22 protein-coding genes are annotated in these 21,641 nt (G+C 69.1%); 8 read left to right on the forward strand and 14 right to left on the reverse strand.

Annotated features, from left to right (window positions below; translation table 11 throughout):
* Positions 1-5 precede the first annotated feature (5 nt).
* The 4 genes from garA to secA2 all read right to left on the reverse strand — a co-directional run bounded on the left by garA (position 6) and on the right by secA2 (position 4,253).
* Positions 6-467, reverse strand: coding sequence for a glycogen accumulation regulator GarA (gene garA / locus G528_RS0104970; protein ID WP_342663106.1), 462 nt, complete (start codon positions 465-467; stop codon positions 6-8).
* A 289-nt stretch (positions 468-756) separates the two neighbouring features.
* A complete protein-coding gene (gene gcvH / locus G528_RS0104975) occupies positions 757-1,161 on the reverse strand; it encodes a glycine cleavage system protein GcvH (RefSeq protein ID WP_026918017.1) in 405 nt (134 codons plus the stop codon).
* Between the two features lie 157 nt (positions 1,162-1,318).
* Positions 1,319-1,942 (reverse strand): CDP-alcohol phosphatidyltransferase family protein, encoded by a 624-nt coding sequence (locus G528_RS0104980; RefSeq protein WP_026918018.1) that lies wholly within the window; start codon positions 1,940-1,942, stop codon positions 1,319-1,321.
* Positions 1,943-1,958: 16 nt separating this feature from the next.
* Positions 1,959-4,253 (reverse strand): accessory Sec system translocase SecA2, encoded by a 2,295-nt coding sequence (gene secA2 / locus G528_RS0104985; RefSeq protein ID WP_026918019.1) that lies wholly within the window; start codon positions 4,251-4,253, stop codon positions 1,959-1,961.
* Positions 4,254-4,397: 144 nt separating this feature from the next.
* Here secA2 and G528_RS0104990 point away from each other — a divergent pair, with 144 nt between their 5' ends.
* Genes G528_RS0104990 through G528_RS0105000 form a run of 3 tightly spaced genes read left to right on the forward strand, consistent with a single transcriptional unit; the run spans position 4,398 to position 7,364 of the window.
* Positions 4,398-5,204 (forward strand): META domain-containing protein, encoded by an 807-nt coding sequence (locus tag G528_RS0104990; RefSeq protein ID WP_026918020.1) that lies wholly within the window; start codon positions 4,398-4,400, stop codon positions 5,202-5,204.
* Between the two features lie 51 nt (positions 5,205-5,255).
* The gene (gene ppk2, locus G528_RS0104995; protein ID WP_026918021.1) at positions 5,256-6,089 is read left to right on the forward strand and encodes a polyphosphate kinase 2; all 834 of its coding nucleotides are present in this window, start codon (positions 5,256-5,258) and stop codon (positions 6,087-6,089) included.
* Between the two features lie 21 nt (positions 6,090-6,110).
* A complete protein-coding gene (locus G528_RS0105000) occupies positions 6,111-7,364 on the forward strand; it encodes a polysaccharide pyruvyl transferase family protein (protein WP_026918022.1) in 1,254 nt (417 codons plus the stop codon).
* A 90-nt stretch (positions 7,365-7,454) separates the two neighbouring features.
* Here the strand turns inward: G528_RS0105000 and G528_RS0105005 are convergent, their stop codons facing one another.
* The gene (locus tag G528_RS0105005; RefSeq protein WP_035719027.1) at positions 7,455-9,818 is read right to left on the reverse strand and encodes a Tex family protein; all 2,364 of its coding nucleotides are present in this window, start codon (positions 9,816-9,818) and stop codon (positions 7,455-7,457) included.
* A gap of 93 nt (positions 9,819-9,911) precedes the next feature.
* Here G528_RS0105005 and G528_RS0105010 point away from each other — a divergent pair, with 93 nt between their 5' ends.
* Positions 9,912-10,931: a zinc-dependent alcohol dehydrogenase family protein gene (locus G528_RS0105010; protein ID WP_026918024.1), complete on the forward strand. Its 1,020-nt coding sequence runs from the start codon at positions 9,912-9,914 to the stop codon at positions 10,929-10,931.
* Here the strand turns inward: G528_RS0105010 and G528_RS16420 are convergent.
* From G528_RS16420 to G528_RS0105025, 3 genes are all read right to left on the reverse strand, one after another.
* Positions 10,921-11,772: an ABC transporter ATP-binding protein gene (locus G528_RS16420; protein WP_051198290.1), complete on the reverse strand. Its 852-nt coding sequence runs from the start codon at positions 11,770-11,772 to the stop codon at positions 10,921-10,923. The genes G528_RS0105010 and G528_RS16420 overlap by 11 nt on opposite strands.
* Positions 11,769-12,494, reverse strand: a complete 726-nt coding sequence (locus G528_RS0105020; RefSeq protein WP_026918025.1) for a FadR/GntR family transcriptional regulator — start codon at positions 12,492-12,494, stop codon at positions 11,769-11,771. The genes G528_RS16420 and G528_RS0105020 overlap by 4 nt, the downstream gene beginning before the upstream one ends.
* A gap of 72 nt (positions 12,495-12,566) precedes the next feature.
* Positions 12,567-13,007 (reverse strand): MarR family winged helix-turn-helix transcriptional regulator, encoded by a 441-nt coding sequence (locus G528_RS0105025; RefSeq protein ID WP_035719035.1) that lies wholly within the window; start codon positions 13,005-13,007, stop codon positions 12,567-12,569.
* 156 nt (positions 13,008-13,163) lie between these two features.
* Here G528_RS0105025 and G528_RS0105030 point away from each other — a divergent pair, with 156 nt between their 5' ends.
* A complete protein-coding gene (locus G528_RS0105030; protein WP_026918027.1) occupies positions 13,164-14,627 on the forward strand; it encodes an MFS transporter in 1,464 nt (487 codons plus the stop codon).
* 7 nt (positions 14,628-14,634) lie between these two features.
* On the opposite strand, the gene G528_RS0105035 is transcribed toward G528_RS0105030, so the two are convergent.
* From G528_RS0105035 to G528_RS0105045, 3 genes are all read right to left on the reverse strand, one after another.
* The gene (locus tag G528_RS0105035) at positions 14,635-15,636 is read right to left on the reverse strand and encodes a glutathione S-transferase family protein (RefSeq protein ID WP_026918028.1); all 1,002 of its coding nucleotides are present in this window, start codon (positions 15,634-15,636) and stop codon (positions 14,635-14,637) included.
* A 50-nt stretch (positions 15,637-15,686) separates the two neighbouring features.
* Positions 15,687-16,196: a hypothetical protein gene (locus tag G528_RS16425; protein ID WP_051198329.1), complete on the reverse strand. Its 510-nt coding sequence runs from the start codon at positions 16,194-16,196 to the stop codon at positions 15,687-15,689.
* A 462-nt stretch (positions 16,197-16,658) separates the two neighbouring features.
* A complete protein-coding gene (locus G528_RS0105045) occupies positions 16,659-17,792 on the reverse strand; it encodes an alkaline phosphatase family protein (RefSeq protein ID WP_026918029.1) in 1,134 nt (377 codons plus the stop codon).
* A 94-nt stretch (positions 17,793-17,886) separates the two neighbouring features.
* Here G528_RS0105045 and G528_RS0105050 point away from each other — a divergent pair, with 94 nt between their 5' ends.
* Positions 17,887-18,669, forward strand: a complete 783-nt coding sequence (locus G528_RS0105050) for a uracil-DNA glycosylase (RefSeq protein ID WP_051198292.1) — start codon at positions 17,887-17,889, stop codon at positions 18,667-18,669.
* Positions 18,670-18,682: 13 nt separating this feature from the next.
* Here the strand turns inward: G528_RS0105050 and G528_RS0105055 are convergent, their stop codons facing one another.
* Together G528_RS0105055 and G528_RS0105060 are read right to left on the reverse strand one after the other, a co-directional pair.
* On the reverse strand, positions 18,683-18,997 hold the full coding sequence (locus tag G528_RS0105055; protein ID WP_026918031.1) for a DMT family transporter: 315 nt from the start codon (positions 18,995-18,997) through the stop codon (positions 18,683-18,685).
* The gene (locus tag G528_RS0105060) at positions 18,994-19,386 is read right to left on the reverse strand and encodes a DMT family transporter (RefSeq protein ID WP_051198294.1); all 393 of its coding nucleotides are present in this window, start codon (positions 19,384-19,386) and stop codon (positions 18,994-18,996) included. The genes G528_RS0105055 and G528_RS0105060 overlap by 4 nt, the downstream gene beginning before the upstream one ends.
* Before the next feature lie 102 nt (positions 19,387-19,488).
* Here G528_RS0105060 and G528_RS0105065 point away from each other — a divergent pair, with 102 nt between their 5' ends.
* Positions 19,489-19,881 carry an NUDIX hydrolase gene (locus G528_RS0105065; protein ID WP_026918033.1) on the forward strand — a complete coding sequence of 131 codons (393 nt, stop codon included), beginning with the start codon at positions 19,489-19,491 and terminating at the stop codon, positions 19,879-19,881.
* A gap of 15 nt (positions 19,882-19,896) precedes the next feature.
* Here G528_RS0105065 and G528_RS0105070 read toward each other — a convergent pair whose 3' ends face one another.
* Positions 19,897-20,361 carry a hypothetical protein gene (locus G528_RS0105070; protein ID WP_035718887.1) on the reverse strand — a complete coding sequence of 155 codons (465 nt, stop codon included), beginning with the start codon at positions 20,359-20,361 and terminating at the stop codon, positions 19,897-19,899.
* Between the two features lie 198 nt (positions 20,362-20,559).
* Here G528_RS0105070 and G528_RS16430 point away from each other — a divergent pair, with 198 nt between their 5' ends.
* A complete protein-coding gene (locus G528_RS16430) occupies positions 20,560-21,594 on the forward strand; it encodes an NAD-dependent epimerase/dehydratase family protein (RefSeq protein ID WP_035718889.1) in 1,035 nt (344 codons plus the stop codon).
* The last annotated feature ends 47 nt before the right edge of the window (positions 21,595-21,641 follow it).

Genomic DNA, 21,641 nt, shown 5'->3' on the forward strand with positions numbered 1-21,641 from the left:
CGAGGTCACGACGACGCGGCACCCGTTTCCCCGGCCTTCGGGCCGGACAGGAAGACGAGACGGAACTTGCCGATCTGAACCTCGTCGCCGCTGGTCAGCGTCGCGGTATCGATGGGCTCACGGTTCACGTAGGTGCCGTTGAGGCTCCCGACGTCGACGACCTGGAAGTCCTCGCCGTTGCGCCGGAACTCGGCGTGACGCCGACTCACCGTCACGTCGTCGAGGAAGATGTCGCTGTCGGGATGGCGGCCCGCCGAGGTGGTCGGCTGATCCAACAGGAATCGCGACCCGGCGTTGGGGCCTCGCTTCACGACCAGCAGCGCGGTTCCGGGCGAGAGTCGCTCGACGCCGGTGTCGGCCGGCTCACTCGACGTCGCCGGGGCGTCCACTTCCTTGATGAAGTCCTCGCGGAAGACAGAAGTCGTCTCCACAGGCGCCTCAAAGCCGTTGTCGTTACCGCTCACCACATCTCCTTCATCGTCAACGCACCCCGCCGTGACCGAAGCCCATTCGAGGTACCTGGGCGAAGCCGACCGTCCGATCTCTGCCGCACGCCTGACTTCACTCGCTGGTCCACACACACCGCTCGCCTCACCCGGGAAGCGACCTTCTGCGAGGCAGGAACCCCTTCACAAGAACCTACCGTTTTTGTCCTCGCGCCGCCCGGGGTCGGGGACGTTTGGCATACAAGAATCATATCGACCCGGCTCACCGACGAACGCGGGTCCGCCCGGAGCTCACGCCCCGGACCCGGGCTCAACTGCTGATCGCTGCGCGGTAGCCGGCCGCGTCGAGCATCCCGGCGAGCAGTCCGTCGAGATCGGCGTCGTCGGCGACGGTGATCTCCACCAGCCAACCGTCCCCGTACGGGGCGGAGTTCACCAGTTCGGGCGCCCCGTCCAATTCGGCGTTGGCCGCCGTCACGGTCCCGTCGAGCGGCCCGAAGATGTCCGAGACACTCTTCGTCGACTCCACTTCGGCGAACGACTCGCCGGTCTCGACCGCGTCGTCCTCGTCCGGGAGCTGCACGAACACGACGTCACCGAGCGCGTCCTGCGCGAAGTCGGTGATACCCACGCGGACGGTCTTGTCACCGACCTTGCGGATCCACTCGTGGTCGGCGGTGTACCGCAGTTCGTCGGGGATCTGGCTGTCGCTCACGTTTCGGCCTCTCTTCATGGACTTCGCCCCTCCGCGGAGGGACCGGTGGACGCGTCCCGGGCTCGCGCTGCGGTGGCCCGGGGACTCTGACGAGACAGACTCTAACGTGCCCCGAGCCCGGAATCCGCATCCGCCCGGATTCGACCGGGGGACGTGATCATGCCGTGACCCGCGGCATGGCGCGGATCACGGAGATCGTCTGGATCCAGTACAGGACCAGCGACCACAGATAGAGTCCGACACCCCACAGCAGGAACGCCCATCCCACCGGGAAGAACACCGTCCCGATCACACCGTCGATCTGGCCGGCGAGGACCCACGGGAAGGCGCTCATCAGCGCGAACGTGGCGGCCTTGCCGACGTACAGGGTGGGCAGTGCGCGGATCCCCCGTGAGGCCAGCAGCGGTGCCGTCGCGAACAGCAGCACCTCGCGGCCGAGGATCAGGCCGATGAGCCACCACGGGACGAAGTCGCGAAGCCCGAAGCAGATCGGGATCACGATCACGTACAGCCGATCCGCCGCGGGATCGAGGAGCGCACCCAACCGGGACGACTGGTTCAGCCATCGCGCGAGCTTGCCGTCGAGCCAGTCGGTGAGGCCCGAGACGAACAGCACGACGAACGCCCAGCCCGCGGACTCCTCCGCCATCAGCAGCCAGATGAAGACCGGGATCAGCGCCAGCCGCAGCACGCTCAACGCATTCGGGACCGTCCACACGGCGTCCCCGGGTCTCGCGGCGTCCCCGGGTCTCGCGGCGTCGCCGGCCTCCTGCTCGGTCATCGGAGAAGCCCGTCGCTCATCGGAAGATGCCGACGATGCCCTGAATCGCCTGCGCTCCCGCGGAGGCGAAGTGGTTCTCGTGGACGAGGTAGGTCCACGTCATCGTGGAGCGGTGCAGACCCTCCAGTCCGAGATCGACGCCGTCGGCGGTGATCGTGGCGGCCGTGAACGTCTCGCGGGCGGCATCCATCGCCTCGTCGACCAGTTGGGTGAACTCCGCGAAGATCAGCTTGTGGAACTCCTCGAGCGGGCTCTGCGCACCGAGCGCCCGCAGATGGATGCTCGCCTGCACGTCGGCGACGTAGGCGAGGTGGTCGGCCCACGCGCGGTCGAGGTGATACAGGACGATCTGGCGAGCCGCCTCCACGAGCACCTCGCGGTCGACGTCGCCCGACAGCTCCTCGTACCGCTCCGGCGCCGACTCGGCGAGATCGTCGAGCGCCTGCTCGGTGGTCAGCACCGTCATGCGCCGCCGCACGATCGCGTTGCGCTGCTCGTTGATCTGCTTGTTGTACGCCCACGTATCGCTGTGAAGCTGCAGCATCGCGCCCTCGGCGATCCGCTGCGCCGATGCGACGCTCTCCGCGCCCTTCGGACCCATCGACCCGTCCGACGAGACCGGCTGCTGCTCACGCTGGTGCGTGAGATTCTTCACGACCAGCGGGTCCTCGAGGCTCGAGAAGAACACCGAACGCCCCGGGTCCCCCTGCCTGCCGGCACGCCCGCGGAGCTGATTGTCGAGCCGCTCGGTGTCGTATCGTCCCGTGCCGACGACGCACAGTCCGCCCAGTTCGACCACCTCGTCGCGGGCCTCGGCATCTCCGTCGGAGCCGCCGAGACGGATGTCGGTGCCGCGCCCCGCCATCTGTGTCGACACCGTGACCGCACCCTTGCGTCCGGCCTCGGCGATGATCCGCGCCTCCTCGGCGTCGTTCTTCGCGTTGAGGACCACCGCGGGAACATCGGCCCGCTCGAGGAAGTACGCCAACTCCTCGGACTGCGCGACATCGTGAGTGCCGATGAGGATCGGCTGGCCGGTCTCGTGGATCTCGGCGACGAAGTCGACGACCGCCTCCACCTTGTGAGCCTTGTTGTCGTACACGCGGTCGGGCTCGTCTTCGCGGATGTTCGGTGCGTTCGACGGGATCTGGGAGACGCCGAGATCGTAGAACTGTCGGAACTGCTCGCCGGCGGTGATCGCGGTGCCGGTCATGCCCGCGACTCGCGGATACCTGCCGATGAGCGCCTGCACGGTGATCGTGTCGATCACCTCGCCGGCCTGTGTCGGCGTCAGCCCCTCCTTGTACTCGACCGCCGCCTGGACTCCGTCGGGCCACCGCTGGAGCCGGGCCACGCGCCCGCGGGCGGCGTTGATCAGGTGGACCGCGTCGTCGCGCACGATGTAGTCGACGTCCCGCTCCAGCAGGTAGTAGGCGTACAGCGCCACGTTCACGTGGACGAGCGTCGTCGAGACGTGATCCTCGCTGTAGAGGTCGATGCCGCCGAGGGTGGTCTCGACGAATCGAGCCCCCTCCTCGGTCAGCGCGACGTTCTTCCCGTCCTGATCGATCTCGTAGTGCTTGGTCTTGAGGTGGGCGACCACCTCGTGAATGGCGCTGTTGGGCGTCTCGGCGTCGGTCGATCCGGCCAGGATCAGCGGGACGAGCGCCTCGTCGACCAGCACCGAGTCGGCCTCGTCCACGATGACGACGTCGGGTTCGGGCGCCACGAGCTCGTCCTCGCGAAGAGCGAGGTGATCGCGGAGGACGTCGAAACCGACCTCGTTCACCGAGGCATAGGTGACGTCGGCGTCGTATGCCTCCTGCCGTTCGCCACGCGTACTGTGCTCGTCGATCGACGCGACGCTGACGCCGAACAGCTCGTAGAGCGGCTTCATCCAGGCCGCGTCTCGAGCCGCGAGGTAGTCGTTGACCGACACCACGTGGATCTGGTGTCCGTCGAGGGCGTATCCGATCGCCGCGATCGCCCCGGCGAGAGTCTTGCCCTCACCCGTGGCCATCTCCACCACGTCACCCTCGAGCATCCGCAGCGCGCCCTGGAGCTGCACGTCGAACGGCGTCATGTCGAGCGTGCGCGTTCCGCCTTCGCGGACCATCGCCAGGAACTTGGCGCGATCGACCGAGCGACTCATGTCGAGTTCCGATGCCGTGTCGGCGAACGCGGAGCTCTCCAACTCCTTGGCCCACTCGTCGTGTGCGGCGGAGTCCGCGATCATCGACAGCGACTGCGATTGGTTCCGAGAGGTCTGCGCACCCAGCATGCGCCACATCGCGTTGGTGAGTCTTCCCACGTGCTTCCTGTTCCTCGTCCTGGCGTCCGGGTCGTCGTATTCCGCCGTTGTGAGATTCCGGCGGCGGTCGCGCGGTGACGCGACACACTCCGATCGTGCTCTACCGTACGCGGACGACGCCGCACATCGTTTACCGTGGCGTGTATGACACCGGTTCGACGCATCTGGACGGGCTCACTCGGGGTTGCCGCGACACTGCTGGTGGCGGCGACGGCGCTGACCTCCTGTTCGTCCGACGACGGACCGACCGCGTCCGACCCCGCGGCGCTGATCGGTCACACCTACATCTCCACCGACGTCGACGGCACCGCCATCCCCGGCGGCGGTCCCCTCACCGTGGCCTTCCCCGAAGCCGGCCGGATCAGCGCGAACGCCGGCTGCAACGGGCACGGCGGGTCGGTGGCCTTCACCGGTACCACGATGACCACCGGGAACCTCCTGGGAACGCTGATGGCCTGCCCGCCGCCCCGCGACACGGCCGATCAGTGGGTGTCCGATCTCTTCGCCGAGCCGCTGACGTGGGAGTTGGCCGACACCACGCTGACCCTGTCGCGCGGCGACCAGACGGTGACCCTCGCCGAACGCGAGGACCAGCCGCTCATCGGCACACGGTGGCGCGTCCACTCCACGGTGAGCGCCTCGGGGGTCACCAGCTCCCGGGCCATCACGCGGGCCGAGCCGTTCATCCAGATCGACACCGACGGCAGGGTCACGGGGAACGCCGGCTGCAACGCCGTCACCGGCACAGCGACCGTCGACGGTGATCGGATCGACTTCTCCCCGCTCGCGACCACGCGAAAGATGTGCGAACCCGAGATCACCGAGGTCGAACGGGCCGTCCTCGCGGCTGTGAACGGGTCGGTCACCTACCGGCTCGACGGGGAGAAGCTGTCCCTGACCAATGTGGCGGACCCTGCACTGGGACTGCGGCTCGAGGTGGCCGACGACTGATCCCGGCAACCGGCACCGTTCGCCCCGCTCCGCTGGCATAGACTTGCCGAGATGGGGAAGAAAAGGACGGATGGGACACCGAGACTGCCGAAGAAGGTCTACGAGTCCGAACTCTTCCGGCTGCAGACCGAACTCGTCGAACTCCAGGAATGGGTCCGCACGACCGGCGCTCGCGTGGTCGTCGTCTTCGAGGGCCGCGACGCCGCCGGCAAGGGTGGTGCGATCAAGCGGATCAGCGAATACCTGAGTCCCCGCGTCTGCCGCGTCGCGGCGCTTCCGGCCCCGACGGACCGCGAACGGGGCCAGTGGTACTACCAGCGCTATGTCGCCCACCTGCCCGCACCCGGCGAGATCGTCCTCTTCGACCGTTCCTGGTACAACCGGGCCGGCGTCGAGAAGGTGATGGGCTTCTGCACCCCCGAGGAGCACACGCGGTTCCTGCGCCAGACCCCGATCTTCGAGCAGATGCTCATCGACGACGGCATCATCCTGCGAAAGTACTGGTTCTCGGTGTCGAACGACGAGCAGCTCCGTCGGTTCCGTGCGCGTCGTGACGACCCGGTGCGGCAGTGGAAGCTCTCGCCGATGGATCTGGAGTCGGTGTACCGCTGGGAGGAGTATTCGCGAGCCAAGGACGAGATGATGGTGCACACCGACACCTCCGCCAGCCCCTGGTTCATCGTCGAATCGGATCACAAACGGCACGCGCGCCTGAACATGATCGCGCATCTGCTCTCGACCATCGACTACGAACCGACGAAACGTCCCGAGGTGAAGCTTCCGAAGAAGCCCGTCGTCTCGGGGAACTATCACCGCCCGCCGCGATCACTGTCGAAGTTCGTCCCCGATCACGTGGCGGCACTGCTCGGCGACACCGAGCACTGAGTCAAGACAGGCACCGACACCATGTTCTCCCGACCGGGACACCGGCCACTCGTTCCTGCGCTGATCCAGCGCGCTCACCGCGTATCGCGGAACCGCGACATCGTCTACCTCGTCACCACGGCGGGCCACCCGAACTTCGGCGACGAGCTGATCGTCGAAGCCTGGCTGAGCCACCTCGCCGCACATCGACCGTTCGCGCGCGTCATCGTCGACTCGCCGCGACCGGGCCAGGCCGCCCTGCTGCTGCGCCACGCGAACAGGCGCGCCGTGTTCGTCGACACGCTCTGGCGGTTGACCCTCCACGCTGCCGGTGACGAGGCCGGCGCGCACATCGACCGAGACGCCCCGTGGGCGTGGGTCGCCGAGGCGGCGAGCACTCCGGGGACCGCGCCGCGCGAGAGCGAAGGGGTGGAACTGCTTCTCGCCGCCGACACCATCCACCTCGTCGGCGGCGGATTCATCAACAACGTCTGGCCCCACCATGTGTCACTGGTGTCCGCGATCGCCGCGGCGGCCGACGTCTCGGGGGCCCGCGCGGTCGCGACCGGAGCCGGATTCACTCCGGCCGTCGAGGGCCCGGCTCGTGAACGCCTCCTGGCGGACCTCGGTCGTTTCGACTCGGTCGACGTCCGCGATCGACCCACCGCGGAGCTGGTGTCCGGACTGCTCGGGGTCACGACCTCGGGGGACGACGCCTGGCTCTCCCGACGGGTGACGCGCCGACCGCGCGCCGCGGATCCCACGGGCCGCGTGACGCTCTGCATCCAGAGCGACCTCACCGACGACTTCCACTGGGACGGCCACGCGGGCGTCGCCGGTCTGGCCGCCTTCGTCGCCGCGACACTCGACTCGTGGCGGGTCGACGGCCGCGACGTGACCGTCGTCGAAGCCATCCCCGGACACGATGTCCGGGTGGCCGAGATGCTCGGTGAGCGACTCGCGGACGCGCGCCGCGTGCCGTTCATGAACGTCTGGCGCAACGGGCTGCCGGTCGGGATCGGAACCACGTGGATCTCCACACGCTTCCATCCACATCTGTTGGCGGCCGCGGCCGGCGACTCCGGGGTGGCCGTCGTCGGCCGCCCGGACTACTACTCGACGAAACATCAGTCGCTGGTCGACGCGGGATCCGCGTGGACCGTGATCGGCAACGGGCGCGACATCCCGCCGCGACCGACGGCCGGCGGCTTCACCCCGGACGCCGCGGCAGCGCACCGTGCCTCGAAACGGCGCCTGGCCGCACAGCTCTACCCCGCCGGGGTCCGTCTCCGCTGATTCAGCGCATCCCCGAGAAGTCCTGACACCCGAGAAGCCCTGTCACCGGAGAAGTCGCGTACCCCCGGGGCGCGGGTGCGCCCCGGGGCCTCAGCGTCCGAACCCGGCGTCCCGCAGCGCCTGCGCCATGGATCCGGTCTCCTGCCGCTCCTGCCGGCGGCCCGCCCCCTCGCCACGCGCCCGTCCGTCGCCGGTACCGCGCTTCGGGCTCCCCCCCGCCCCGGTCCCCCCGCCCCGGTCCCTCCGGCCCTGGCTGCCGCGGTTCCGGCCGCCGCCGCGCGGCTTGCCGGCCGCGTCGTCGTCGAGACGCAGGCTCAGTCCGATCCGCTGTCGATCGAGGTCGACCTCGAGCACCTTGACCTTGACCACCTGACCCGAGCGGACCACCTCGTGCGGATCGGAGACATAGCGGTCGGCCATGGCCGAGACGTGCACCAGCCCGTCCTGGTGGACACCGACGTCGACGAAGGCTCCGAACGCGGCCACGTTGGTGACGACACCCTCCAACACCATGCCGGGCCGCAGATCGGCGATCTTCTCCACGCCGCGCGCGAAGGTCGCCGTCTCGAACGCCGGTCGCGGATCGCGCCCGGGCTTGTCCAACTCGGCGATGATGTCGGTGACCGTCGGGACACCGAACCGTTCGTCGGCGAAGTCCGCCGGGTTCAGCCCTCGGAGCACCTCGGTGTCACCGATGATCTCGCTGACACCGCGACCGCTGCGATCGAGGATTCGGCGGACCACCGGGTACGCCTCGGGATGAACACCGGACGCGTCGAGGGGATCGGCCCCCTCGCGGATCCGGAGGAAGCCCGCACACTGCTCGAAAGCCTTCGGTCCCAGCCGCGGCACGTCGAGCAGCCCCCGACGGCTGGTGAACGCCCCCACCCGGTCGCGGTGGGCCACGATCGAGGCCGCCAGGGTGGAGGTGACTCCCGAGACCCGCGATAGCAGCGGCACCGACGCGGTGTTGAGGTCGACGCCGACGGCGTTCACCGCGTCCTCGACCACCGCGTCCAGACTCCGGGCGAGATGGGCGGCGGAGACATCGTGCTGGTACTGGCCGACGCCGATCGCCTTCGGATCGATCTTGACCAGCTCGGCCAGCGGATCCTGGAGCCGCCGGGCGATCGACACCGCCCCGCGCAGCGAGACGTCGAGGTCCGGCAGCTCCTGCGAGGCGTACTCGGACGCCGAGTACACCGACGCCCCCGCCTCGCTCACCACCGCCTTCGACGGGACCGCCGCTCCGCTCCGCGCGACGTCGGCGAGGAGTTCGTCGGCCAACGCGTCGGTCTCTCGGGACGCCGTCCCGTTGCCGATCGCGACGAGTTCGACCCCGTGCCGGGCGATCAGCGCGGCGAGCGCGGCCTTGGCCTGATCCCACTGCTGCTGCGGCTTGTGCGGAAACACCGTCGCGGTGTCGACGACCTTCCCGGTGCCGTCGACGACGGCCACCTTGACGCCGGTCCGGTATCCGGGGTCGAGACCGAGCGTGGCTCGCGTACCTGCGGGAGCCGCCAACAGGAGGTCCTTGAGGTTGGTGGCGAAGACCGTGACGGCCTGCTCCTGCGCCCGAGCCTTCAGCGCCATCCGCGCATCGATGGTGGCCGAGATCATCAACTTCGTCCGCCACGCCCACCGCACGGTGTCGGCCAGCCACGCGGTCGCCGCGCCCGGACGGGCACGGTCGATCCCGAGGCACTGCGCGGCCATCGCCTGGTACGGCTCGTCGTCGCCGCCGTCGAAGGTCAGGGTCAGCACCTCCTCCTTCTCTCCGCGGAGGACGGCGAGGACGCGGTGCGACGGCATCGTCTCCAGGGCTTCGGCGAACTCGAAGTAGTCGCGGAACTTCTGCGCCGCGGGCGTCGACTCGGCCCCGGCGCGGACCCGCGTACGCAGGGTGCCGGTCGCCCAGAAGCGTTCGCGGACGGCGCCGACCACCTCGGCGTCCTCGGCCACCCGCTCGATCAGGATGTGCCGCGCCCCCTCCAGCGCCGACGCCGCGTCGGCCACCTCCTCGCTCACATGGGGGGACGCCGCATCGAGCGGGGTGAGGGTCGGATCGGCGACCAGTGCGTCGGCGAGCGGTTCGAGTCCCGCCTCCCGCGCGATCTGCGCCTTCGTCCGCCGTTTCGGCTTGTAGGGCAGATAGATGTCCTCCACTCGCGCCTTCGTCTCGGCGGCCGCCAGCGCGGCCCGCAGCTCATCGGTGAGCTTCCCCTGCTCGTCGATGGACGCGATGACGGCGTCGCGGCGCTCATCGAGTTCGCGCAGGTACCGAAGCCGCTCGTCGAGGTGACGGAGCGCCGTGTCGTCGAGGCTGCCGGTCGCCTCCTTGCGGTAGCGGGCGATGAACGGCACCGTCGAGCCCTCGTCGAGGAGGGCGACGGCCGCCGCGACCTGGTCTTCGCCGACCGACAGCTCCTCGGCGATCCGAGCGTTGACTGACATGCGGGGTGCGGTGATGGTCACCGCAAGGAGGCTACCGAAGCACTCCGGCCCGCGAACGAGACGGTGACCCGGGACTCGCCCTAGGCTGGAGGCATGCGCGCAGTCATCATGCATTCGCCCGGAAACGTCAGTGTCGTCGATCGTCCCGACCCGGTGATCGAGGAGCCGACCGATGCGATCATCCGCATCGCCGCCACCTGCGTCTGCGGTTCGGATCTGTGGCCCTACCGCGGAGCCAACGACGTCGAGGACGCCTTCATGGGTCACGAGTACGTCGGCTACGTCGAGGAGGTCGGACCCGAGGTCCGCACGCTCCGGGTCGGCGACTTCGTCGTCGGCTCGTTCATGGCCTCCGACAACACGTGCGAGATCTGCGCGGCCGGCTATCAGTCGCGGTGTGTGAACGTCGTCGGGATGGGCGGAGTCGGCACCCAGGCTCAATACGCCCGCATCCCGTGGGCGGACGGCACCCTCGTCGCCACACCGGCGCCGCCGGAGTCCGATCTGCTGCCGTCGTATCTGGCCGCTTCGGACGTCCTGGGCACCGGCTGGTTCGCCGCCGATGCGGCCCGGGTCCAGCCGGGCTCGACCGTGGCGGTCGTCGGGGACGGCGCGGTGGGTCTGCTCGGTGTCCTCGCGGCCCGCGAGATGGGCGCCGACCGCATCATCGCGATGAGCCGACACGCCGACAGGCAGAGTCTGGCCCGCTCGTTCGGCGCCACCGACATCGTCACCGAACGCGGATCCGACGGCGCCGCGGCCATCCGGGATCTCACCGACGGGATGGGCGCCCACTCGGTGATCGAGGCGGTCGGCACCCAGGAGTCGATGATGCAGGCCGTACGCGCCACGCGTCCCGGCGGTCACATCGGTTTCGTCGGCGTCTCCCATGACGTGGCGTTGCCCGGCGATCGACTGTTCTATTCGCTGGTTCATCTCCACGGCGGCCCGGCTCCGGTGCGGCGGTATCTGCCCGATCTGCTGCGCAGGATCGCCGCCCGGGAGATCGATCCGGGTCGTGTGTTCGATCGGACACTCCCCCTCGAGGAGGCAGCGGAGGCCTATCGGGCGATGGACGCCCGAGAGGCCGTCAAGGTGCTGCTCACCGTCTGACCTGGTCGATGGATCCTTCCGGCCCTGTTCGAGGGTCCTGCCGTGTTCGCCCACCCCGTACGGCTCGAGCTCCCCAGCGGCCTCCGCTGTACTCGACGTCGATCGGATGATCGAATGCACGGCTGATCACCGCCGAGGTCACGGTCGTCCGCGCGGTACCGCGCGCCACGATCGCGCCCTCGGCCACGACGACGGCGTGGGTCGTGCTCTCGGGCAGTTCCTCGAGGTGGTGGGTCACCAGGACCGATGCGACCTGCGGCTCGGTCACCGCCAATGCGTCGACGGTCTCGAGCAGCTGCTCGCGGGCCGCGACGTCCAGTCCGGTCGTCGGCTCGTCGAGCAGCAGGAGATCCGCGTCCCCGATCAGCGCCCGGGCGATGAGGGCGCGGCCGCGTTCGCCCTGCGACAGCGTGTGCCACGACGAGTCGGCGCGGGAGGACATTCCGCTGTCCGCGATCAGACGGCGGGCTCGAGCGACGTCCTCGTCGGTCGGCGTCCATCGCATCGGCAGGTCGATGGTGCCGGTGATCCCGGTCAGCACCACCTCGGTGACGGTGAGATCCGACTGCAGCCGGTGGCGCGGATTGACGTGCCCGATGTGCTTGCGGAGTTCGGCGGTGTCGACGCGGCCGAGTCGTCGACCGAGGACGTCGACGGTGCCCGTCGTCGGGTGGGTCTGCGCGGCGCAGAACCCGAGGATCGTCGTCTTCCCCGCCCCGTTGGGGCCGAGGAGGGCCCAGTGCTCCCCGGCTCGGACGGTGAGATCGACACCGTGCAGGATTTCGCGCCCGTTGCGCCGAAACGTCACGGAGTCCAGGCGGAGCACCTCGCGTGCGCTCATGACAGCGCCCCGGCGAGGCCGTCGAGGTGGATGCGGCTCGCGTGGGCGGCCGCGGCCGCGTCGCGGTCGGCCACGGCGTCGATGATCGCGAGATGCGCTCGGTGATCGTCGTCGTGTGTCGGCTCGGCGGTCCCGTCCCCGGACGGCACTCCCGCACCGCGGCCCGAGATGCCTCCGCGCAGCCGGAGCATGTCGACCATCGCGGCCTGGATCCGCGGGGTCAGAGCGTCGAACAGTTCCAGGAGGACCGGATTGCGTGCCGCGACGACCACTGTGCGGTGGAACCCGACGTCGGCGGCGACGTACGCCTCGATGTCGCCGCTGCCCGAAACGGTGCGGCGGTGATCGAGTGTCGAATGCATCGCGCCGAGATCCGCCGCCGACCGGCGCGCGGCGGCCAGCGCGGCGGCCTCGGACTCGATGGCCGCGCGTGCTTCGAGGACTGCGCTGATGTCGGCGCGACGGAGGACGTCGTCCCACGCGTCGGGGACGTCGGCGGCGGCCACGAAGACGCCCGCGCCCTGCCGCGAGACGAGTACCCCGCGACCGGCGAGGTCACGGATCGCCTCGCGGAGCGTGGACCGTCCCACCCCGAGTTGCCCGGCGAGCGTCGTCTCGCCGGGCAGTCGGTCCCCGACCCGCCACTCTCCGGCCCGTACACGCGCGAGCAGCAGTTCGGCGGCCTGTTCGGCCAGTGACTCCCGCTTCACCTGGGTGATCATCCGGGCAGCACTCCTCTACTTGTCTGAGTAGTCGATGAGTGATGGTACCGCGCTCGGATTCCGGTCGTGCCGTCAGCCCTCGCGGCCCACCTGCCGCTCATAGGCGTCGTTGAACGCCCGCAGCTGCGCCAGCAACTCCTCTGGCTCACCGGGAGCCAGATCGTCGAAGACCCCCTGCAGTCGCTCCACGCGCGCCATGCCGTCGTGCGCGAACGCCTCGCGGCCGCTCGCGGTGGCCCGGTGCATGCGACTCGCCTGGCCCGCGACGTCGTAACGTTCGACGTACCCGTGCTTCAACGCCGCGTTGACCTGACGGTTCACCGTGGACTGTTCGAGTTCCAACTCCTCGCTGAGTTGACGCAGCGTCCGCGGACCCCCCTCGCACAGCACCCAGAGGATGTGGAAGGCGGAGACGTCCAGGATCGCCCCCGGGTGCAGGTCGTTGCGTCGCCGTCGCAGACGCAGCAACTCCTCGACGACGTCGCGATGCACGGTGCTGGACCACACCGTCATCGACTCCACTGCCTCGTGACCGTCGACAGCACTCACCCCTTCCGTCCGTTCGGACGCACACGTTAGCGACGATTTTGAATATGCACGATACATATGTAGGTTACATACCCTGACATCGGGCCCGCCCCGCCCACATCACCGACTCGAAAGGCACCGATGACCCGGTCACCCGATCCCACCGCGGTCTCCACCGAGGAGACCGCCGCCTCCGCCGCCCCCGAGGACGGTCACGCTCGCGCTCTGATCATCGTCTCCGTCCTGTGCTTCGGCGGACTCGTCGCGTCCCTCATGCAGACGCTGATCATCCCCGTGCAGCCCGAACTCCCCCGGCTGCTCGGGACCACGATCCCGAACGCGTCCTGGATCATCACCGCGACCCTGCTCGGCGGTGCCGTCGCGATGCCGATCGCCGGGCGACTCGGCGACATGTACGGCAAGCAGCGGGTCATCCTCGCCAGCTCGCTTCTCCTCGTGCTCGGCTCCCTCATCTGCGCGCTCGGCTCCACCCTGATCCCGATGATCATCGGCCGCGCGGTCCAGGGACTCGCCATGGGCTTCATCCCGGTCGGCATCAGCCTGATGCGGGAGGTCACACCCCCTCGGCTCACCTCGATGGCGATCTCCGCGATGAGCGCGACGCTCGGCGTCGGCGGCGCGATCGGGCTGCCGCTGTCGGCCTGGATCGCCCAGACCTTCGACTGGCACGCCCTGTTCTGGGCCTCCGCCGGACTGGGCCTGCTCGTCACCGCCCTGGTCGTCGCCTTCGTTCCCAACATCGCCGACAAATCCGGCGGTCGCCTCGACGTCATCGGCGCCATCGGTCTCACGATCGGCTTGTGCGGTGCGCTGATCGCCATCTCGAAGGGCGGCGACTGGGGCTGGACCTCGGCCACCACCATCGGCTTCCTCGGCGGCGGCCTCGTCGTCCTGGCCGTGTGGGGACTCTTCGAACTGCGCACCGATGACCCCCTGGTGGACCTGCGCAGCAGCGCCAAACCCGCCGTCCTGCTGACCAACCTCGCCGCCATCGCGATCGGCTTCGGCATGATGGCGCAGGCCATCGTGGTCCCGATGCTCCTCGAACTCCCCGAATTCGCCGGCGGCTTCGGTCAGTCGATCCTTCAGGCCGGCCTCTGGATGGCCCCCGGCGGCATCATGATGATGCTGTTCGCTCCCATCTCCGGAATGATGATCAACGCGCTCGGACCCCGCATCACACTGGCGATCGGGGCCACGGTTCTCGGCCTCGGTTACCTGTTCGCGTACCTCTTCATGAACTCGCCGTGGCAGCTGGCACTGGCATCCGTGATCGGTTCGGCCGGCGTGGGCATCGGCTACGCCGCGATGCCGACGCTCATCATGGGCGCCGTCCCCATGAACGAGGCCGGTGCCGCGGTCGGACTCAACGGACTCATGCGCGCCGTCGGCACGACGCTCTCGTCCGCCATCATGGCGGTCCTTCTCACCGTCTCCACACAACGTGTCGGTACCGACGACCTGCCGACGCATTCGGCGTTCGGATGGTGCTTCCTCGTGGGATCGGTGGCGGCCTTCGTCGGCGTCGCGATCACCCTCGCCATCCCTCGCCGACGATCGGTCGCCGAACAGCCCGTCTCCTGACCGACGGTCAGTCCACCGGTCTCGTCGGCGCCGTACCGGCCCCGAACGGGGCACCGCCGAGCGCCTCGCGGCCGTGCGCGGAGTGCCAGTTCGACAGATCCGGCCCCTTCGGCACGATGCCGGACGGATTGATGTCGCGGTGCACCTCGTAATAGTGGCTCTTGATGTGGTCGAAGCGCGTACTGTCCCCGAAACCGGGGGTCTGGAACAGATCGCGCGCGTACGCCCACAGCACGGGCATCTCCGAGAGCTTCTCCCGGTTGCACTTGAAGTGCCCGTGATAGACCGCGTCGAACCGCGCGAGCGTGGTGAACAGCCGGATGTCCGCCTCGGTGATCGTGTCCCCGACCAGGTACCGCTGCCCGCTGAGCCGGTCGCTGAGCCAGTCGAGACGCGAGAAGAGTTGATCGTAGGCCGAGTCGTAGGCCTCCTGCGAGCCGGCGAACCCGCAGCGGTACACGCCGTTGTTGACGTCCCGATAAACCAGCGCGTTGACCTCGTCGATCTCATCGCGCACGCCCGCCGGATACAGGTCCGGCGCGCCGTCGCGGTGATACTCGGTCCACTCCGACTCCAGGTCGAGGGTGATCTGTGGGAAGTCGTTGGTCACCACCGCCCCGGTGGGCACGTCGACCACGGCCGGCACGGTGATCCCCTTCTCGTATCCGGGGATTCGGGCGAAGTAGGCGTCCTGAAGCCGGGGGATTCCCAGGACCGGGTCGACGCCGCCCGGATCCAGGTCGAAAGTCCACGACCGCTGGTCGTGCGTGGGTCCGCACACCCCCATCGACAACACGTCCTCCAGCCCGAGGAGCCGACGGACGATGATCGCGCGGTTCGCCCACGGACACGCGTACGACACGACGAGCCGATATCTCCCGGGTTCGACCGGGTATCCGTCGGCCCCGTCACGGGTGATGCGGGTCTCGATGTATCGGGTGTCGCGCTCGTACGGCTGGTTCGCCGTCACATAGCTGCCCTGCGGTTCGGAGTCGGCTGCCTCGCTCATGCCTCCAGGATGGCACTTCCCGTCGACTCCCGCACCGACCGCGGCGGTGCCTACATCCCCTCGAACGCGCGCGCCAGCTCCACGTCGACGTCGATGAACCGCGCCGTGCGGACTTCCGGCTTGTCGATCTCGGCTTCGACGAACTTCGCGATCACCCGGCGGATCTCGGCGTCGACCTGCGCGAGGTTCCGGATGATCTCACCACGGACGTTCCGCGACGCGACGTCGACGAAGACGTCGCGCGGCCGCGGCGGATCCACCTCGATGCGCAATTGCAACGGCTCCGCGCAGCGGACCGTCATGGGCAGGGTCACCAGGCCGTCGACGTCGTAGCGGATCCGGTCGACTTTCAGATCGACGGTCAACCCGATGTAGAGCGGAAGCTTCACCACGAAGGTGATGAGTTGCCCCACGTCGCGGGTGATCTGGGGTTCGGCGATCCGCACCTGCGCCTGTACCTTCACCATTCCGCCCGGCCCCGACGGGATCGGACCGACCTCGAACTCCTCCCCGGCGATGGCGGTGAATGCGGCGCCGATGCGCTCCTCGGTGACGGCGATCTCGAAGAATCGCCGCCCGAACTCCTCGTACGAGAGATAGGCCGGCGACGATTCGCCTGCCGACTCCGGGTCGTCCGCGGCACCGGTCGCGTCGGGCGGCGCCGCGCCGCCGGACTCGCCGTGCGGAGGCGGGGGCGACTCGAGGACCTCCCCCATCGCGACCTCCACGGTCTCCAGAGCTTCGGTGAACTCCGCCACATCCGAGTCGGCTACCGTCGAATCGCCTGCTGTACCAATGCTTTCGGGGCCAACGACTTCGGGCTGACCGCTGTCGGGATCGCCCCCGTCGGGATCAACGCTCTCGGGGACGACGCTCTCGGGGACGCCGGGTTCGGGATTCTCGTTCTCGGCCACGCGTCCATCCTTACCTATCGGTCCGCGGTTCGCTCCATCCCCCGTGGCTCGCCTCCTGCAACGTACTACACGGTGTCCGGTCGCGATCCGGCTCGACGGGTGCGGTGATCAGCGGTCGGTGATCAGCGGCACCAACTGCTCGGCGTCGGTCCAGGCCCCATGGTGACCGATCATGGTCGATTCGAGCGGCTCGGTGCCCGGACACACCAGCACCGCGTTCCCGCGGGCCGCCGCGACCGCGTCGCCGATCCTCGCGCTGACCAGATCCGTCGGCGCATCCGGACCGAACCAGCGCTCGTCGATCGCCTGCTCGCGGGACACGACGAGGGCGGCGGGCCCGAGGAGGTCCGCCCACCGCGCCACGACCTCGGCGGCCGCCTCCGGTCTCTCGGCGTAGACGTGTCGCACGCGGGCCTCACCCGCGATGAGGGCCACGTCGCGACGGAAGTCCGGCTCGGCGTCCAGATCGATCGTCTCGGCGGCGTTGACCATGCCGTGGTCGCCCGTGACGATCAGTCTGGCCGTCGTCGGCAACGCCGTCATGAGGTCGGCCACCATCGTGTCGATCGCGACCAGCACATCGCACCACTCGTCGCTTCCGGCGCCGTGCAGATGTCCGGCCGCATCGAGGTCGGGAGTGTAGGCGTAGACGAACCTCGGTCCACCGTCGGAGTGGCGCACGGCGGCCGACACACCGTCGCGGACATCCGCGAGCGCGTCCGCGGCGTGCAGCGTGCCGTCGACCCGAAAAGCGGCGCGGGTCAGCCCCGACCGGACCTGATAGTCGGGCACCACGTACTGGATGCAGACTCCGCGCCGGGCCATGCGGGCGACCGTGCTCTCGACCGGCTGCAGGTCCTCGGGTCGATGCGACTCCCGTGCGTCGGGCCCCTGTGCCGACCCGGTCCGCCACCGCAGTGAGTTGAACGTCTCGAGGGGACCTGCTGCGGTCGGGGTCGCGAAACTGTACCCGACGATGCCGTGCACCGCGCACGGCGCCCCGACGGCCAGACTCGTGATGCTCACCGCTGTCGTCGCCGGAAAGCCCGCATGCAGCGTGCGTCGGCGATGCTGCGCGAGTGTCGGCGCCAGTGTGGCATGGCGGTCGACCAGTTCGGCGCCGAGCCCGTCGACGAGCAGGACGACGACGTCGCGGGCGGGCTCGATGCCCAGCGGATTGGCCTCGCCGACTCCGACGGCCGCGGCCACCGAGGGTAGGACATCTGCGAGCGTGGGGGGCATGCGTCCATTCTTCCCGAACACCACACGGCGGACAGGCGGACCGGGAAGGGGAATCCCGACGGTGGCGGTTTCGGCGGTGGAGGATCATGGACGCATGCCCACCTTCGCCGACACCCCCGGAGACGCCACCTCGGGAGACGCCACCTCGGGAGACGACGCCCCACTCCGCGCCGACGCCGCGCCGAGCATCGCCGACCTCGACACCCTGATCGCCGGGTGCCGGGCGTGTCCGCGACTGGTGGCGTGGCGGGAGGAGGTCGCGCGGACCAAACGCGCATCGTTTCGCCGCGACGTGTATTGGGGTCGCGCCGTTCCCGGGTTCGGCCCCGCCGACGCCCGCATCCTCGTGGTGGGTCTGGCTCCGGCCGCGCACGGCGCCAATCGCACGGGTCGGATGTTCACCGGTGACCGCAGCGGCGATTTTCTGTTCGAGGCGCTGCACGCCGTGGGACTGGCCTCCCAACCGCACGCGGTCGCCGTCGACGACGGACTCGCGCTGACGGGAGTGCGGATCACATCACCGGTGCACTGCGCACCGCCCGCCAACAAGCCGACACCCGTCGAACGCCGCACGTGCGCACCGTTCCTCTCCCGCGAGATGGAGTTGTTGGCTCCGACCCTGCGCGTCGCCGTGGTGCTGGGCGGCTTCGGATGGCAGGCGCTCATGGCGTCGCTGCACGACACCGGTTGGGAGGTGCCGCGGCCGCGGCCGCGCTTCGGGCACGGGGTCCGTGTCGATCTGACGCACCCCGACGGTCGGACGCTGAGCGTCCTGGGCTGTTTTCACGTGAGCCAGCAGAACACCTTCACCGGTCGGCTCACGCAGGACATGCTGCGCGGCGTCATGCGCGACGCGATCACGATCGCCGACCTGTGAGCCCAGCGGTCCGTCACCCCAGTTCGACGAGCGCCACGCCGAGGGTGATGATCGCGAAGCCCAGCGACATCCGGGCGGTGAGGGGATCTCTCCAGATGATTCGTGCCAGGACGGCGACGAGGACGATCCCGACGGCCGACCACACCGCGTACGCCACGCCGACCGGCATCCCGGCCGCGAGCGCCAACGCGAGGAATGCGAACGCCGCCGTGTATCCGACGATCATCGGTGGCAGCCAGATGCGGCGTCGGAATCCGTCGCTCGCCCGCAGGCTCAGGGTCGCCATGAGTTCTGCCGCGATCGCGGCGATCAACCACACATAGGTCATGGTCGCGGCTCCGCGGGACGCTCGTCGTGGACGCCGGCGCCGCCCGAGTTGACGACGATCACTCCGACGGCGATGACCGCGATGCCGACGATCGCGACCGGGGACAGGATCTCGTCGAAGATCAGTGCGCCGAGCAGCGCGGTGAGGGCCACCCCGGTGGCGCCCCACACACCGTAGGCGACCCCGACCGACATCCCTTCGCGGAGGGCCAGCCCCAGCCCCGCGAAGGCCAGCATGTACGCCACGACGACGCCGACGGCCGCCGCCGGAACGTCGACGGTCGCCCGCAGCATCATGGTGCCCGCCACCTCCGCCACGATGGCACCGATCAGCAGTGACCACCGTCGCGCGGTGCGCGCGTCCGCCTTCTCCACCCGCTTCTCCTTCATCGCAGTTCCCGTTCACCGAGGCGTCGCGTCGGACGACCCCAGAGCCTCGGTCCCCACAGTCTCGGTCCCCAGAGTCCCGGTCGGCAGACTACCGTGAGCACGGTGAAACCAGTTCTGGCCGCCGGCGCGGTCATCAGCGACGCGTCCGGCCGCCTCCTCTTGGTGAAACGCGGCCACGACCCCGAGCGGGGATGTTGGAGTGTTCCCGGTGGGCACGTGGAGCCCGGCGAGGCGCCGAAGGAGGCCGCGGCTCGGGAGGTCTTCGAGGAGACGGGCCTGCGCGTGTCGGTCGGTCGCGAGCTGTGGTCGACGCTGATCGAGTATCCGGACGGTCAGTCGTTCGAGATCCACGACTTCGTCGCGCACGTCGACGGCGGGCATCTCGTCGCGGGTGACGACGCCGACGACGCCCGATGGATGACTCCGGCGGAGGTGGCGCGCGCGTCACTCGCCGCGGGCCTCGGCGAACGCCTGCGGCAGGCCGGATACCTGTGACCGCCCGTCGTCACCTCACGAGTCGATGACGGGTTCACGCAGCCGACCCGCGAGCCGAACGATGAGCGGAATCTGCAGCACGACGCAGAGCACGTGCGTCAGGTAGTGCACCACCGGCTGACCGTCGACGGCGTCGAGGGTCATGACGGGCACCACCGTGATGATCGCCGTCACAAGCATCACCCAGGCCCAGATCAGCAGAGACCACTGAGCGAAACGCCTGGTCGAAGTCGCGAACAAGCCTACGGTGAGCGTCGGATACACGACCAGCGGTATCCCATCGAGCCACGACGGGGCCGCCTCACCGGTATAGAAGTGGACCAGCACGCCCGACGCCCCGAGCAGCGCCAGCGCCGTCGTCACCCCGACGCGCAGGTGCCGTCCGCCTGCCGACGATACGGCGGCGCCGGTGCGCGTCAGACTCATCGCATCCACCGCCTCTCCGCCCCCGACATTCGCGGCCACCAGTCCTGCAGCCATGCGTCCGAAGTCATATAAGAGGATTTCGCGGCCACCGACTAGGGACTTCCGGCCCCATTCCCTCAGCACCGGTCGATGAACAACGCCCCGCCGGCGCTTGCCCGTGTGCTAGCCTCCTGCTAACTAGAACGTGTTCTAGTTCACTTCACCCCAACAGCCGGTGCTCGCCGGCGCCTGCCGAGACAAGAGGAGATGCGTATGAGGGTCGCGGTCACCGGAGCAGCCGGGTTCGTGGGTACAAACCTGGTCAATCAACTCGTCGCGGACGGCCACGATGTGGTCGCCGTCGACCGGGTGTCCCCCGCTCATGCACTCGAGCATCCGCGCGTGACCTGGACGTCTGCCGACATCTTCGATCACGACGCCCTGGTGACCGCGTTCTCCGGGGTCGACACCGTCTACCACCTCGTCGCGATGATCACCCTCAAACAGCGCGACGAGGTCGCCTGGCGCGTCAACACCGCAGGTGTCAAGGCAACCGCCCAGGCCGCCCTGGCCGCCGGCGTCCGCCGCTTCGTGCACTGCAGTTCGATCCACTCGTTCGACCAGTACACCGACAGCGGAACCGTCGACGAGAGCTCACCCCGCTCGGAATCCACCGACCTCCCGGTGTACGACCGCTCGAAATGGTCGGGCGAACAGGAGCTGCGTTCGGTGATCGCCGACGGTCTCGATGCCGTGATCTGCAATCCGACGGGCGTCTACGGTCCCGTCGACCACGGCCTGTCCCGCATCAACGGGATGCTCCGCGACGCCGCGCAAGGCAAGGTGCCGCTGTTCGTCGAGGGCACCTTCGACCTCGTCGACGTTCGCGATGTGGCTCGCGGCCTGATCCTGGCCGCCGAACACGGTCACACCGGTGACAACTATCTCCTCGGCGGCCAGCCCGTCCGTCTGCTCGACGCGATGCGCACCATGGCCGGCCTCTGCGGCCGCTTCCGGCCGCTCTTCGCACTTCCGCTGGGCCTGCTGAAGCTCGTGATGCCCGTCGCCGAACCGCTCGGCGCTCTCTTCGGATCCGACCTGGTGTCGCGTGCATCGTTGGCGGCGCTCGTGGCCCAGCCGACGGTCGACATCACTCGGGCCCGCACCGTTCTCGGCTACACGCCGCGATCCTCCGAGGAGACGCTGGCGGATCTGGCGTCGTTCCTGTGCGACTCGGGCCAGATGGGGTCGGCCCGTCCGCGTTCCGGCAAGCCGTTCGAACCCGTCCTTCCCGTCTCCGACGACTGACCGGGTGCGAACATACGAATGCCCCGGCCGATTCGGCCGGGGCATTC

Source organism: Gordonia shandongensis DSM 45094 (assembly GCF_000423025.1).
Classification (GTDB): domain Bacteria; phylum Actinomycetota; class Actinomycetes; order Mycobacteriales; family Mycobacteriaceae; genus Gordonia; species Gordonia shandongensis.